Below are 14367 nucleotides of genomic sequence, written 5' to 3'. Positions count from 1 at the left end.
AATCAGTGGGGGGTTTTTCCCCACTGATTGTTAGTTGAACGGAATCGGGCATTTAGGGACAGTTAGCCGCCGTCTTTTGGCGGGTTACTTGTCCATTAGATGTTTCTATTCTCATTTTTCGTTTACTGATAATACTGCAGGAGGTCTGCTCCTCTTCTAACTTCGAAGCTCTTTCCGAAAAGCATAAGAAAAGACCAGGGAGATGAAAATGGTTCCACCAATGATATTGCCGATGCTTGCTGGAATTAGATTAAACAATAAATATTCATGCCATGCATAGTTGTCCGAGGCGAACAGACCGAGACTGAAATAGCCCATATTTGCCGCGCTGTGCTGAAAGTTACCTGCCACAAACAGGATGACAGGCAAAGCTGTTCCCATGATTTTCCCAACCAAGTCCCTGGCAGAGCTTGTTAAAAAGGCGGCCATGCCGATGAGCCAATTGGCAACAACCCCTGATAAAATAACTTGAAACCAGCCGGTCCAGCCATGCTCGGCAAATTTCATTTTTTGGCCCAAAAGGGTTTCAAGCTCTTTCGTGAACTCGGGTGTCATGGAGCCTGAACTGATTATTAAAAGAGCGACAAACAACGCGCCTGCGATGTTGCCGATATATGTTGCACCCCAGAATTGGAGGTATTTATGTTTCCTCCAATAAGGTTTTTCTAAAATATAAGTTGGCAAAAGCACATTCACTTCGGTAAACAAAACGGATCCTGATATAAATACCATAAGATAACCCGTAGTAAATCCAAGCCCCTCCAACAGATAGGCCAGTCCTTTAACATCAACGCCGATGGCAAGCAACACTGAAAAAACAGCCCCAAAGGACATAAATGACCCGGCTGTTAAAGATAGAAGCAATTGAGATGGAATATTTTTATCAAGATGCTCTTTCCCTTTTTCACTGAATACCCGTATGACTTGTGACGGAAGGAGAAACTGTCTTTCAGGCATTCCGTTAGCGGCTTTGTGTGATGATTCTTGATTGTCTTTATCTCCCATAAGATTTCCTCCGATCTGTTTGTGATCTAAGCCTGCTAAGTTGATTATAAAGTAATATGGGGCGTACTGGCTAGTTTTGTATGGTCATTTTCTCTCCGACGTCAATGGAGCAGTTGTTCCTGTTGACGATCACAGGTGGTTGGACTGTTCAATAAAAAATAGATATGTGAATGGGAAAGACGGAAAGTAGTCACAAATTTGCAAGAGAACGATTTTCCCCTGTAAAATACTACTTAGGGAGGTGCAAAAATGCCTAAATTTGATGTTAATAAAGCATTGAATAAAATTAATGAATACACAGGTTCCAACAATGATAATGATGAAGACCAAAAATGGAAAGATGAAGTATTAGAACGATTAGCGAGAATTGAAGAAAAACTAGATAAGAAATAACAACCATCGGGGTATCCATTAAAGGGATGCCTCTTTTATATGATAAAGGGAAATAAGATATTGACATTCTAACGAGAAATTCAGACTCCTTAGGCTGCCAATGGACGATGCATACGTAAGAGTAATATTGGTACTATCGATTACTGCGTCCGTGAAATTAAGGAGTCTTAACCCCAGGCTTTGGTCACATTCAGGTTTTTCTTATAACCTAACAAAACATACCCACTCAGGCATAATTGAATGATACTTAATACCAGAAACTCTATAGTTGCAAGATATATTTCGCCTAATATAATGACCTGACAAATCAGGCTGACACAGAAAAACCCTCCCATAATGGCAGATACAGCCCATGAGCTATGACCTTTTTTCATAGTAAAGAATGCCGCCAATATATTACCTAATCCAAATGTAACAATGGCAAGGGCACCTGGAGTAACCCAGCTATTAAAGGGGAGTCCGGAAGCCCACAGTTCAGGGTATTCAACAAAAATTCCTGCACTCGAATTAATCATCATAACGCCTATCCAAATTGAACCTGCCGCCAAAATCAAATCATAAAATCCCAACAATTTTAATCGCCTTGTCTGTTTCATTTTTCTCCCCTCCCCTCTGAATACAGTTTCATTTCTTTTTAAGGTGTAAAGGAAAACGAATGTCCCACGTTCTCTAAAGTTTATCACAGATTACTGCTTAGATTTTCTTCTCAATTGCCCTCTTATTAATCAATTAACGGAAACAACTCCGACTTACGGAAGATCATTATGTTATTTTCCATAATAATACCCTTTGGACAAATCATATCCAAAGGGGTAAAATCGGACAACTTTTTATAACCCAACCAGGAAAAGGGTTAAAGCAAGACGGTACATATGCCTGCTTTCACCCTTTGTTTATAGCTTCCTGTATACGCATCTTTTCGAATTCACGAATTTTGTCATAAGATTTTACTAATTGTTCAGGTACCAGTGTCCTACCATATTCCCAGGCATTCACTTCTATTTCCGATTGAAGTTCTTCTTTTTCATCATCGTCCCCATATATCAGTATCTTTAAATCACGCTTGTTTTTCTTAAAATCCAGATAATAACCAAGTTCATGATAGAGGATTAGTTTAACAATGGTTTCATCCGACTCTCTTAGTTTAAATAATTCACTGATATATCCATTTACTTGGAGGTAATTAAATTTTATCGTCTTTGTTGATACGTTATAACTCATTGGTACAGTTAAATCATTGTTAAACTCACAGTTAAGGTCTAAATTGAGTTCCTTTAATGCAGCTTTAATTATCCGCTCAATATTCCATATATAAAGCATATTTTCCATCACATTCCTTATAAAATACCTGCCTCAGTTCTAATCTTTAAAATTATTCTTACACAGAATAAGGTACTGCGTCAATGGAATCGCTTACGTTCATTTTTGAACATTAGCTTAACTGAAAATCGAATGAATAAGAATTACTAAAATAGGAAGCTAAGAAGAACGCTCGGGAGTTGAAAATGGAAGAAACAAGTCTGATTAGGAAATTAGGTGCAGGATGAAAAATTTATCTGATGTCTTAATTCCTGTAGTATACAATCGGGCAAAGGTAATAAACCTCGTATTCCGCGAACTGAAAATCTCTTTGTCGGAAATAAGAAAATCTAAGATTGTGTCATGAGAATTCGCGTAACTTAATTAAATTCTATAAATCTTCCTTTATAAAAAAAAGAACATCGCCATGGACTACTTTGTCCCCAACTTTCACAGCCAATGTCTCTACTGTTCCGCCTATCCCGGCGAGAATTTGCTTCACATTCCCCCATTCTGCCCGAATCATTATTAACAATTGCTGTTCGTGAACTTGTTCTCCTGATTCGACCTTAATGCTTTCCACATTTCCTTTAACCGGGGTCGTAATAATATGTTGGTAACCCCAACGTCTTGGGAATACTTCAAACTTCATCTTAGATTCATCTCCTTTAATTGTTTCGTTCAACATAACAGTGTTCCTCAAATTTTCGGAGAGTAATTGCAGTTATACCTTTGCCAATAATTATCATACGATTCGATATTTACTGTATATTAATAATTATAGGTTATCAATCTTATCGAAACAATATATACTTTAGATTAAATCAATCTGTTTTTGATATGAATCCATTCCAACCTAACAAAAAAGGACCAATTCTTTTCCCGATTAGCGCCCGATTAGTTTCCGACGTTAACTATTATTTTCACTCCTTTTCGTTACACCAATGATCAACATAGCTACTCCCATATAATTGATAATTAGCCCCGAAACAATATAGCCATATCTTATTTCTTCAGATAATAAACCAACAAGTAACAGACATAAGCTTAACAAAAATAAAATCGGACTAAATTTAATATAATTCATTTCAAATGTGCTCCTCCTCCATCACCTCTGAATTAGTTGTGGGGCACATATTACGGCTCACGGCGCAAATCCGTAAAAAATTAATATAAATATAAACGGTAATACAGATCCAATACCAACCAGCACAGCCGCCCAAAATATCAACATAGTAATTTTTACCCAAGTTTTTCTAAATGCTTTATTCGTGATTTTAAATAATTTATAAGCCATTAAGATAAACAGTGGGACAAAATAAAAGTATAAGAATAAATAAACCCAGTCGAAAAGCTTTCCATCAGATAATTGATACGTTGAAGAAATATATATTTGTCCACTCATAAAAACAATTGATAGTAGCAAAAAATATATAAGAGAACTATACTTTATACTTTTCCTTTCTTGCTTAAGCAAAATATACATAAGCACCAAGAAGATAAGCAAAACAATTTAATTCCTGGAAATATTCTTCCTTTGTATCCGATGTATTATTTGCTGTCGAGTTTTCTTCTTATTTAAACGCAACCAGTGTCGATCCATACTTTGCTCGGCATTTTTCTAATGCTGAAGGCTTTTCTTCATTCAAAATGATTCACTACAAAATCTCTCCCAAACCTTAGAGAAAAAGTTTCTATGTGATATGGCCATTCTCACACACTATTATTGAAGTCATCCTAAGCCACTTTTTCGTTTTTCTCGTTTTTGCTATCGAATACGGGTTCCAATACGGCTAATAGTAATGAAATAATTAACTTCGCTTCCAGTGAAAGTTCAATACTCCCCACAAACACATCCACTGTAACAAGGGCAATCCAGTTCGATGCGAATCCGAAAAACAATTCAACAAGAAATGCAGCTATGTTTCCTGTTAATTTTTCAACGGACAGTTTAGACATCGCCTCAAAAGGCAGATCAATCAAAAATCCCAGAACAAAGAAACTGACAACAAAAATAACTAATGACCAAATGGATTGATACTGAACCCCGAGTAATTCAAAGACCCCCGCAAACCCAAAAAAATAAATTCCTAAAACAAACCCGGCGATTAGAATAGTCAATAGTGTCATTCCAATAACTGTTGCTGTTTTTTCTTTTAAACTCATATTTTTAAATGAATTGTTGTTATGTTGACTCATATAGAAAACCCCTTTATGCTTTTAACCCTTGTTGAACTTGATAGATTAGAAGAAATAGTACGCTTAACTGTTTGCTCGCCTAAAACTTAAGGTGGCAAGCAAAATCAGGAGCGCTGTGAATCCCATTAAGAAGAAGACTTCCCCGGGCATCGTTACAGGTTGGTCAAAAAATGTAAGATTGAGACCCATTTCCTCTCTCACAACCGCATTCAGGCTCTCCACGTCAATCATAATATGTTTCATTAGATCAACCCCATAGGTGACCGGGTTCAATGTCACAAGGTAACTGACCCATCCAGGCATATTATTTAGCGGGAATAAGGCACCAGATAGAAAGATCATCGGCATAACAAGAATGTTTACAACCAGCTGAAATCCCTGCATGGAATTGAGCAGGCTCGCCACGAGCAAACCCAGCGACGAGAAGGCACAAGCAATCATAAACATAACGGGGAGTATTTGGACAAACGAAACCGGATCAATTCCTATACCGAGTACAGGAAGGAGAACAAACATCATCACACCCTGCATAAAAGCGACAGAAGCCGATCCGAGCACTTTGCCAATTGCAATATTCACCCGGGACACCGGTGACACAAGAATTTCACGCATATAACCAAAATCACGGTCCTGTATAATCGAAAGTGATGAAAAAATGGATGTCATCAGCAAGGTCATCGCCACAATCCCCGGGAAAATAAATTTTGTATAATTGAAGTTCTCTGCATTGGTTCCCGCACTAACTAATGACTCCATCGAATCGCCCATTCCGATGCCAAACAAAATAGGCATGGAAAACGTTTATTGAAATTTGTACCTCGATCAATGTTGATCCCCCTTTTTTGCTACGCTGCCTTATATCAAGCTCACATGGACAGACCTGATCACAAAAGTAATTATCTACAGGCTAAGTTTCCAGGTCCAGTGGCCGTTAGCGGAAATCCACATACATGTTTTACTTCTTACTTACAACCAAAGGCTAAGTTTATCATTTTACCAAGGCGACGATTGCAACCGTAATAAGGAAGGCGCCCCTATTGTTTAAGGAAAATTACACTATTTTTCTGTTATACTTTTATTCCAACATATGGTTTTTTGCCCAGTCCCAAAAAGGATAAAACAAAAACGCAAAAACAATAGACATCCAAAAAGGGGAAAAACTTTAATAAATATTATCATCTTGCGGGAGTACCTTATCCCCAATCAAGAAACCAAAGAAAGCTGCTAATGCTAGGATTAAAATTGATATTACATAATTGGTATCGGGAAGAACGAACTCAGAAATAAAGGTAATAATCCCTACAAATAAACCCTGTAAATAAAGCCCGATCAACGTTTCGTATATTCATAATCACTCACCTAAAACTATAATGCTAACTTTAAAATATTACGTTTACATCGACAAAAAGTTTCGCGTTCTTATTCCTGATTTGCGCCCATTACTGCAAAAAGCTTTCTTTAAGCTTGATGTTATTATCTTAAAAGAAGAAAAATTAAAATTAATATAATTGTACTTAACCCATATAGTACGATTTTTTGCCCTAGATTACTTTTGTGATAAAGATACACAAATAAAAAATAAATAGCAGCTGCCACGAAGTAAAATACCAATCCTGAAATGATTTCATCTTTACTATATTCGTGAGTATAAGCCATAAAATAAATTATTACTGACACAATTGATACCAGCCCAATTATATTTAAAAGTTTATGTGTACTCATTTCGCTCCCTCCCCCCAGTCTTCTTTGGTAATCTGCAACATTAATGATACAAGAGCGCATTCCCTTATTTAAGAAACTTGCCTGTTACTGAAAAAGCTATAGTTATTGTTTATTTTTGTTATGTCTGTACCAGTAAATAACCACATCAATGATTGCTCCAATTAAAGCGCCGAAAGTAATTCCAAGAGCTAAATTATTAAAATATGCTGATCCGAGCGCAACACCTACTGCAGCACCAACTGCTAAGAAGGCGCCTTTCCCTCCAATCTTTTTATCCAAAAAACTTCCTCCCTAAATTGTTGCTTGAACTCAATCTACCTTATTCCGCAGAATAGCCCTTATATTCGGCTTAGACGCTAAGAACCTATTCCAGATATGCGCCCTTTAGCTGAATAATAGTCAGGTAAATTTACCAGTAGGGTTCTTCCTCATTAGATAGCTTTAAAATGAATGGATATAAACCTAATATTATAAAAACCAAAATGATAGCAATAAATAATGCTGTTCCTACTGAGAACCCGAATCCGGCATTAATAGGTAGAATTACTAAAGGAATAAGCCAAAAAACACCACTTCTTATTCTGGATGATGCAGATTCGTATTGTTTTTCACCGCAGTAAGGACATTTTAACTTGAATATTGTTTTAATCGTTTGTTTCCAAGTCCACCTTTTACCACAACTTTGACAGATTGGCATCTAATTATCCCCCCTGTAATTGAAGAAACATTGATAAACCAGAGCCGCCCTTCGCCTTAGTTATTGTTCAAAGTGATGTATGTATATAATTTACCTCGTATCTATCTCCGAGTTCGAATTTTAACTTTTGATACAACCTCCTTCCTTTTTCATCATGAGATTTAACTAATATTGCCGTATCACGCTTTATTTTTTCGCCGTAATCAGTCTGTTCTAAAATTTTCCCATACTCAATTACCCAATTCATTAACTCAGATTTCAATTCATCAGAAAGAGGAAAGCCATCAATATCAAGGTTACAGCCACACTTTGAACACCACAGAGGATCAGAGCTATGGTCAGCTTCCATCCTATATTTATCGTGCGAACATTTTGTTCCTGAGAAGTTTGTCATTATCTTCTAACCCCTTTATTGTGCTTAGCCTTTGAAATATCCTGTGTTTCCACATTGGCAACGATTGGTTTAACTTTCATTCTTACCACCTCCAGTTGCTATTAATTTCTACAATCTTTTAAATAATCCTTGTCAGAATCAATTTCCTAAAAAATACAAAAAGAAAGGACACCTTTTATCCCAGATAGGTGTCCGTTAACGGAGCAATTTTTAAAGATAAAAATGGGTCAACTTAAAACAGCCCCACCTTTTACCTATTGCTCAAAAATATCTAACTCTGATAGTGTGTTTTTCAGTTTCAAACCGAATATCGATGACCATATATCAGAAGCGGCAGCGCCTTCATGGATCGAATACAGTACGATGTTCATATAGTGGCCCCTCTATACATATTCATGATATTCGTTGGGGTCCTGCCCTTCTACACGGCCGGCTTCCCCTTTATCCAATGAATCGATTGTTTCAATATCCTCAGGGGCTAATTCAAAGTTGGTATTATTGATATTATCTTTTTGATGCATTGGATTACTCGATTTTGGAACAGCAAATACGCCGGCCTGATAGTTCCAGTTTAAAATAATCTGTGCAGGAGTTTTATCGTATTTATCCGCAATTTCTTTAATTGTGGCATTTTTCAGCACGTCATTCAGATAACCCCGACCAAAAGGGCTCCAGGATTCAGTAAGAATACCCCGTTTTTCATCTTCCTCAACCATACGGTTATTATTAAAATACGGATGACGCTCCACCTGGTTTGTAGCAGGAGTCACACCTGTTTCCGCGATAATGTTGTCCAGATGTTCTGGTTCAAAGTTTGAAACACCGATGGTTCTGATTAATCCTTGTTTTTGAGCATCCACTAAAGCATTCCAAGCTTCTACATATTTGCCGTCTTTGGGATTCGGCCAATGAATTAAATACTTGTCAAAATATTTTAACCCAGTGCGTCGTAAAGATTCCTGAATAAAGATAAACGCCTTGTCGTATTCATGGTAAGAGCCGGGCAATTTCGTACTGATTAAAATTTCTTCTCTGGGCAGTGCGGATCGACGCACAGCTTCACCGACAATACCTTCATTGTCATAGTTTGTTGAAGTATCGATTAAACGGTATCCTGTGTTTAAGGCATTTAAAATTTCAAATGTACCTTGATCACCGTTAATGCCGATCGTGCCTAATCCCACAAGGGGAAGCACTGAGCCATCATTTAAAATAAAACTGTTATTATCAACAGTCAAAGTCTCATCTCCTTTAAAATCTTTGTCATGTAAGTTGAGAATGATAGAAAAAGATATTTCCTTCACGTCTGCCAATATAAGACCAACAGGCTGTCTTCACCAAACAGTGGTTTCGGTTAAAAAGCTCGCGGTCAATCATCAAGCTCAGGTCACATTACCAGTATTTCATGCTTTCATCTCTCTCACTAAGATGTCCATAATTATTATACCCAATTTAAAATGATCCTACACCAATCGCTTCAGCAACCGACAGGCGGAACCACGTACCCAAAAAGTCCTTGGACTACCAGACACGTATGGATGTAGGCAGGTTGTCTAGCTTATTTTGACAAACGAAGCCTTCAAATGTCGACAGCTATTAGCTGGTATTCTTGGAGATTTGATTTCAAAATAAATAATCATCTTCATACCAATTTTAATATTATCACTTGTTCAAAGAGTTTTTACGACATCAGTAGTCTCAAAGCAAAGAAAAGCAATCAAAGGAATGATTCTTAACTGCTTCTGTTTTTATCTTTCGGTTTGTATTCTGCTCTTATCGATTTCCATATCGATATAATCATGATCAGAAGGATGACTGTAAATGGTAAAGCTGCTGTTAATGAAGCTGTTTGCAATGCATTTAATCCACCTGTAAATAATAATACAAGGGCAATTGCCGTAATAAGAACACCCCAGATTATTTTCGTTATCATAGCCGGATTTAGACTTCCTTTGGATGTCATGGTACCTAAAATATAAGTTGCAGAATCAGCGGAAGTTACCATAAATGTAAAAATCAGCAATATCGAGATAATCGATAAGATGTCTGTAAAAGGCACAACGCCGAGTGCTTCAAATAAGGCTACTGTTACATCTTCGTTAACAGCCTCTGCAATTTGTGTCCCATTATTTAAATCACTGTACAATGCAGTTCCACCAAATACGGCAATCCAAACACAAGCAATAGCGGGGGGTATTACCATCACACCTGCTACAAATTCACGGATGGTTCTGCCTTTGGATACCCTTGCAACAAATGCACCTACAAATGGAGACCAAGCGATGGCCCATGCCCAATAGAATATTGTCCATTGGTTTACCCATTCGCCGCCTGTATATGGCGTCAGGCGCAGACTGTACTGAACAAAATTAGCTATATAATCGCCTAAACCCAGCACAAAGGAGTTTAAAATAAATATCGTTGGTCCAAGTAAAAATACAATTAACATGATAAGGAGCGCCAGCCCCAGGTTTAAGTTGCTCAGCCATTTTATGCCTCGGTCCAATCCCGTACCAGAAGAAATTAAATAGCAGGCCAGCATAATTAGAGCGATTACTACCTGGACCCCAAGATTATTCGGAATATTAAATACGGATGACAATCCGCCATTCAGCTGGCTAAACGATAACCCGATGGTTGTCGCAACACCCATGACTGTAGCGATGACAGCCAATATATTCACCGTATGCGCTATACCTCTGTTTTTTCCGACAACGGGGTCGATTGCAGCGGAAACCAATCCACGCCTTTTTTTTCGAAATTGAAGAAAAGCAATCGCCAGTCCGGCAATCGCAAAAACGGCCCACTGACTAATCCCCCAGTGGAAAAAGGAATAACCCATTGCCACCCTAGCCGCTTCCTCTGTCTGAGGCTCAATGCCAGGAAACGGGGTTTCAAAAAAGTGACTCATCGGTTCTGCGACACTCCAGAAAATAAGAGATACGCCAAAGCCTGCCGAGAACAGCATACCAATCCATGTAAAAAACGGGTATTCCGGGCGTGAATCAGAAGGCCCTAACCGTGTTATCCCATATTTACTTATGGAAATTCCAACTAGGAAAAGAATAATAATAAATACTGCTAGTAAATAAAACCACCCAAAATTAACCGTTGTAAAATCAAAAAGTGTCTGGGCCACTGTGCCAAATTGTTCTGGTATGAAAGCACCAATGATAACTAACAAGCCAACAATAATTGCCGAAACAAAAAACACCGGATTTTTATAAGTCTCGTTTTTCTTCATAACATATCCTTTCCGTTATATGTGAATGTTTTGAGGAGAAAGATTGTAACATATTATAAATTACCCAACACCTAAGCTGTTAAACATTTTCGAGCACTGAACTTCAATCCTTGTTGTTCCAGGAAAGCGACCCGATTGCGGTACAATTCCAATTTCACCACAAACACCTTTTTTACTTTAATGCAAAAAACCATTGAAGCACTCCAGTTTTTAATTTGGATGAACAGGAGTTATAAGCCAAATAAATCCAATAAAAAAGAACAAAGCAATTCCAGTTATTAATCCTAAGGTTATACCTATATTAGCTAATAACCTTTTCTCGCCTTTTTTCCTTAAAGCTATTATGCCAAGTATTATAGAAATAGGAGCGCTAATTACTACTAAATACACTGTTCGTAATAAAACCCAAGGTAGTACGCTGGAAAAAAAAGGAAAAGTTATAACGGTAGACAAAATTCCTGATCCAAAAGATGCATAGCTCAACCAAGAGTACTTTTTCTCATCTTGCAACATTATCCCCACCCTTATTGTCCATTCGTATTACAAAAGAGTTATCTCACAAAATGGCCCTTATGTATGGAACGGGCGCCAAGTCTTTTTCCGGAATGGCGCCCTTCGTTGTGCAACATATATCCCAAACCCAATAACCATGATCTTTTATTTAGATCTTGCTTCCTTTACTTTTTCAGAAAGCCATGTTTCAAAGGTGTAGGACATCTCCCAAAAGGCAAGTTCATATTCTTTGGCGATAATAAACTGATTCTTAATTTTTTCCTTCTCTGCTTCGCCAGCCTTTTCAACTAATTCATCCAACAAGTCAATCATTTCCTGGGTTGATTCCTGGAACCAGTCATCAGCATACATATTCAGCCAGTTTTGATAGATTTTTTCTTCCGGTTTTGCATCCCTATATTTTAAACCAATATCAGCATAAAGCCAGTAACATGGCAGCATAGCTGATACTATTTGGCCCAGGCTTCCGGATAACGCCGCCCGGTATAAGTGGGATGTGTAAGCATAGACGGTTGGTGCCGGTCTGAAATTTTCCAGCTCTTCATCGGTTATCTTTAATATTTTAGCATGCTCCTTGTGCACTGTCAGCTCTGCTTCTGCTGTATATTTTGCTTTTTCGGCCAGTTGAGCGGAAACATGAAAGTCATCTGCATGTGCTGCTGCGAAGGCATGCACCTTGCCATAATGTTTTAGATAATAGATGTCCTGCATAATGTAGTTTTTGAAAGTTTCCAGTGGCAAGTCTCCGTTGACAATCCCCTGTACAAACGGATGATTTAAGCTTAACTCCCAGCTTTGCTTTGTGGATTCTCTCAACGACTCTGAAAAACGCATAAAATCCCCTCCATTTATATCCACCAGAGAAGCGAAAAAGAGTCGCCCTAGAGGAAACAGAGCGACTGGTCATATATACAGTATCAGATATGACTTGTAACTCCACTTCCCTACGCTGGTATGAACCAGATCAGGTTCCAAGGGTCAAAGCTAAGCTTTTCTCAGCCCTTCAAACGGCTCCCCTAGTGAATAATTTTTTAAATTTCTCACTTTATGAAAACACATTATTAGGAGTTGTACAATAAGTTTAGTGAGAGTCAGGAAATGATGTGTTTAGCGTATCTTTCCTTATTCCAGATAGGCGTCCGTTTCATGAAGAAAGGCAGGGCTTATATTAACTGGTATTGAACGCCAACCTTCCCTTTTATCTGGAGTAAAAGTAATTCACAAGAAAGTCAGACAGACCACAATATACTTAATTTAGCCAAATTCGCTTGAATGAATTGAAATCATATTCTATTCCATTTAACGCTTAAAATGATATCCCCATGGCCATTTCCATAATCCTCTTTGTTGCCAAAATTACTTCTTTAATTTTTTCCGAAAATTACCTAGACATCGACCCATCAAAGGAGTAACATAGCTATTCGTGATTAAAAAAGCTAAGGAAAGGGTGTGCCTATAATGCGCTTAAACTTCTCAAGAAACATGATCCTAACCGTATTTATGCTTGGTACTTTTGCCATTGGGATGACAGAATACGTCGTGACAGGTTTATTGACACAGTTTGCTGCAGATTTAAACGTGAATGTGTCAACGACAGGATTGCTACTGAGTGTCTACGCGATCAGCGTAGCCATCTTTGGGCCACTCCTTCGCATGACAACGATTAAATTTCCACCCAAACCGCTTCTCCTAGCGCTGGCGGGTGTATTTATCATGAGCAATATCATTGCTGCCACCGCACCAAACTTTGAGGTCTTATTACTATCCCGACTATTATCGGCAACCATGCACGCACCATTCTTCGGCGTATGTATGAATTTGGCTGTGAATATATCTAAACCAGAAGAACGAACAAGTGCGATTGTTGCCGTTCAAGGTGGGCTCACGATGGCCGTCATGCTTGGTGTTCCTTTTGGTTCATTTCTCGGGGGAGCGCTTGACTGGAGACTTGTTTTTTGGTTTATAGCTATCCTTGGGGTTTTGACGTTTGTTGGCCTTTTGTTTGTTACACCAAATTTTAAAGCAACGGAAGCCCCGAAATTGAAAAAAGAACTTGGAATCTTTAAAAATAAAAATGCACTCATGGTGATTGCCATTATTGTGTTTGGCTTTTCTGGGAATTTTACCGCATATACGTTTATAGAACCAATGATGCAGGAATTTGCTGATTTTGGCGTTACTGGCATTACGACCGGGTTATTTTTCTTCGGACTTGGTGGTGTCGTTGGAAACCTTGTTTCCGGTAAATTTCAACCCCCTCGTCTAACAGAACGACTTATGGCAGCCTTGGGCATATTTGCGGTCATACTTGCGTTGTTTACTTTCTTACTCCCATACGCTCCCTTAACATTTGTGATGTGCTTCTTGTTTGGTGCAGGAGCGTTTGGAGTCGTGCCCATCTTAAATTCCAAGATTATTATTGGTGCACCCGAAGCACCATCCTTATCAGGAACCATTGCAGCCTCCGTCTTTAATTTGGCCAATTCCATTGGTGCAACATTGGGAACCATATTGCTAAACACTGGATTAACGTATACCATGATCACCTTTGTAGCCGCAGGTATGATGATGTTTGGAGTGCTTCTCACACTTTTCATGCACAGAGTTGAAGACAAATCGTTATTCCAGACGCACGGAGAAGCCGGGCAATCTTGAGGCTCGGCTTTCTTTCTATTTCTAGGATTATCTTAATAACCTGAGCTCATAAGCCCCGAAATTTCATGTTTGATATTTTACTTTGTTCACCCTTATATGCTAATGGCGCTGTTCCTTATTAGGGAAAAGCGCCCGTTTACAGAATAATTTTATGTAAGTTTTCTATAGTGCGCTTACCCTTTTGAATCGTTTGTGCACCTCTGTTAATAAAATCCGTATTAATGTAAATAATAAACCTACATGAAT

16 protein-coding genes and 1 riboswitch are annotated in these 14367 nt (G+C 38.2%); of the genes, 2 read left to right on the top strand and 14 right to left on the bottom strand.

All coding sequences use genetic code 11. The features are described 5' to 3' along the window. Positions 1-156: 156 nt before the first annotated feature. Positions 157-1005, bottom strand: a complete 849-nt coding sequence (locus ON01_RS06585) for a formate/nitrite transporter family protein (protein ID WP_010530224.1) — start codon at positions 1003-1005, stop codon at positions 157-159. A gap of 249 nt (positions 1006-1254) precedes the next feature. On the opposite strand from ON01_RS06585, the gene ON01_RS19480 reads away from it, so the two are divergent. Continuing rightward, positions 1255-1398, top strand: coding sequence for a hypothetical protein (locus ON01_RS19480; RefSeq protein WP_175284935.1), 144 nt, complete (start codon positions 1255-1257; stop codon positions 1396-1398). Positions 1399-1565: 167 nt separating this feature from the next. Here ON01_RS19480 and ON01_RS06580 read toward each other — a convergent pair whose 3' ends face one another. The 13 genes from ON01_RS06580 to tenA all read right to left on the bottom strand — a co-directional run bounded on the left by ON01_RS06580 (position 1566) and on the right by tenA (position 12300). Further along, complete coding sequence (locus ON01_RS06580) at positions 1566-1994, bottom strand: hypothetical protein (RefSeq protein WP_010530223.1); 429 nt, start codon at positions 1992-1994, stop codon at positions 1566-1568. A 286-nt stretch (positions 1995-2280) separates the two neighbouring features. Continuing rightward, positions 2281-2727 (bottom strand): hypothetical protein, encoded by a 447-nt coding sequence (locus tag ON01_RS06575; protein WP_342632877.1) that lies wholly within the window; start codon positions 2725-2727, stop codon positions 2281-2283. A 361-nt stretch (positions 2728-3088) separates the two neighbouring features. Next, a complete protein-coding gene (locus ON01_RS06570; RefSeq protein ID WP_010530221.1) occupies positions 3089-3349 on the bottom strand; it encodes a biotin/lipoyl attachment domain-containing protein in 261 nt (86 codons plus the stop codon). A 1085-nt stretch (positions 3350-4434) separates the two neighbouring features. Beyond that, complete coding sequence (locus tag ON01_RS06560) at positions 4435-4896, bottom strand: YrvL family regulatory protein (RefSeq protein ID WP_010530219.1); 462 nt, start codon at positions 4894-4896, stop codon at positions 4435-4437. A gap of 63 nt (positions 4897-4959) precedes the next feature. Next, complete coding sequence (locus ON01_RS06555) at positions 4960-5652, bottom strand: ABC transporter permease (protein ID WP_010530218.1); 693 nt, start codon at positions 5650-5652, stop codon at positions 4960-4962. A gap of 717 nt (positions 5653-6369) precedes the next feature. Beyond that, on the bottom strand, positions 6370-6618 hold the full coding sequence (locus ON01_RS06550) for a hypothetical protein (protein WP_010530217.1): 249 nt from the start codon (positions 6616-6618) through the stop codon (positions 6370-6372). 102 nt (positions 6619-6720) lie between these two features. Continuing rightward, complete coding sequence (locus tag ON01_RS19475; protein WP_010530216.1) at positions 6721-6897, bottom strand: hypothetical protein; 177 nt, start codon at positions 6895-6897, stop codon at positions 6721-6723. A 130-nt stretch (positions 6898-7027) separates the two neighbouring features. Then, positions 7028-7315: a TIGR04104 family putative zinc finger protein gene (locus ON01_RS06545; RefSeq protein WP_010530215.1), complete on the bottom strand. Its 288-nt coding sequence runs from the start codon at positions 7313-7315 to the stop codon at positions 7028-7030. 67 nt (positions 7316-7382) lie between these two features. Next, complete coding sequence (locus ON01_RS18530; RefSeq protein WP_010530214.1) at positions 7383-7709, bottom strand: hypothetical protein; 327 nt, start codon at positions 7707-7709, stop codon at positions 7383-7385. A gap of 383 nt (positions 7710-8092) precedes the next feature. Continuing rightward, the gene (locus ON01_RS06535; RefSeq protein WP_010530213.1) at positions 8093-8947 is read right to left on the bottom strand and encodes an aldo/keto reductase; all 855 of its coding nucleotides are present in this window, start codon (positions 8945-8947) and stop codon (positions 8093-8095) included. Positions 8948-9441: 494 nt separating this feature from the next. Beyond that, on the bottom strand, positions 9442-10953 hold the full coding sequence (locus tag ON01_RS06530; protein WP_010530212.1) for a BCCT family transporter: 1512 nt from the start codon (positions 10951-10953) through the stop codon (positions 9442-9444). Positions 10954-11163: 210 nt separating this feature from the next. Next, entirely contained in the window at positions 11164-11466 is a 303-nt protein-coding gene (locus tag ON01_RS06525; protein WP_029329020.1) for a hypothetical protein, read from the bottom strand. Positions 11467-11610: 144 nt separating this feature from the next. Beyond that, on the bottom strand, positions 11611-12300 hold the full coding sequence (tenA, locus tag ON01_RS06520; protein ID WP_010530210.1) for a thiaminase II: 690 nt from the start codon (positions 12298-12300) through the stop codon (positions 11611-11613). Between the two features lie 90 nt (positions 12301-12390). Further along, a riboswitch (TPP riboswitch) is annotated at positions 12391-12494 on the bottom strand. Positions 12495-12924: 430 nt separating this feature from the next. Here tenA and ON01_RS06515 point away from each other — a divergent pair. Further along, complete coding sequence (locus ON01_RS06515) at positions 12925-14121, top strand: MFS transporter (RefSeq protein ID WP_010530209.1); 1197 nt, start codon at positions 12925-12927, stop codon at positions 14119-14121. Positions 14122-14367 lie beyond the last annotated feature (246 nt).

Origin of the sequence: Lentibacillus jeotgali, assembly GCF_000224785.1 — a bacterium.
Taxonomy (GTDB): Bacteria; Bacillota; Bacilli; order Bacillales; family Amphibacillaceae; genus Lentibacillus; species Lentibacillus jeotgali.
The sequence above is the reverse complement of the archived record's forward strand: the minus strand, read 5'-3'. Positions and strand labels throughout refer to the sequence as shown.

Excerpts from the sequence above, each read along its gene's own strand:
- ON01_RS06585 (WP_010530224.1), bottom strand. The coding sequence starts at position 1,005 with ATGGGAGATAAAGACAATCAAGAATCATCACACAAAGCCGCTAACGGA.
- ON01_RS19480 (WP_175284935.1), top strand. The coding sequence starts at position 1,255 with ATGCCTAAATTTGATGTTAATAAAGCATTGAATAAAATTAATGAATAC.
- ON01_RS06580 (WP_010530223.1), bottom strand. The coding sequence starts at position 1,994 with ATGAAACAGACAAGGCGATTAAAATTGTTGGGATTTTATGATTTGATT.
- ON01_RS06575 (WP_342632877.1), bottom strand. The coding sequence starts at position 2,727 with ATGGAAAATATGCTTTATATATGGAATATTGAGCGGATAATTAAAGCT.
- ON01_RS06570 (WP_010530221.1), bottom strand. The coding sequence starts at position 3,349 with ATGAAGTTTGAAGTATTCCCAAGACGTTGGGGTTACCAACATATTATT.
- ON01_RS06560 (WP_010530219.1), bottom strand. The coding sequence starts at position 4,896 with ATGAGTCAACATAACAACAATTCATTTAAAAATATGAGTTTAAAAGAA.
- ON01_RS06555 (WP_010530218.1), bottom strand. The coding sequence starts at position 5,652 with ATGGAGTCATTAGTTAGTGCGGGAACCAATGCAGAGAACTTCAATTAT.
- ON01_RS06550 (WP_010530217.1), bottom strand. The coding sequence starts at position 6,618 with ATGAGTACACATAAACTTTTAAATATAATTGGGCTGGTATCAATTGTG.
- ON01_RS06545 (WP_010530215.1), bottom strand. The coding sequence starts at position 7,315 with ATGCCAATCTGTCAAAGTTGTGGTAAAAGGTGGACTTGGAAACAAACG.
- ON01_RS18530 (WP_010530214.1), bottom strand. The coding sequence starts at position 7,709 with ATGACAAACTTCTCAGGAACAAAATGTTCGCACGATAAATATAGGATG.
- ON01_RS06530 (WP_010530212.1), bottom strand. The coding sequence starts at position 10,953 with ATGAAGAAAAACGAGACTTATAAAAATCCGGTGTTTTTTGTTTCGGCA.
- ON01_RS06525 (WP_029329020.1), bottom strand. The coding sequence starts at position 11,466 with ATGTTGCAAGATGAGAAAAAGTACTCTTGGTTGAGCTATGCATCTTTT.
- tenA (WP_010530210.1), bottom strand. The coding sequence starts at position 12,300 with ATGCGTTTTTCAGAGTCGTTGAGAGAATCCACAAAGCAAAGCTGGGAG.
- ON01_RS06515 (WP_010530209.1), top strand. The coding sequence starts at position 12,925 with ATGCGCTTAAACTTCTCAAGAAACATGATCCTAACCGTATTTATGCTT.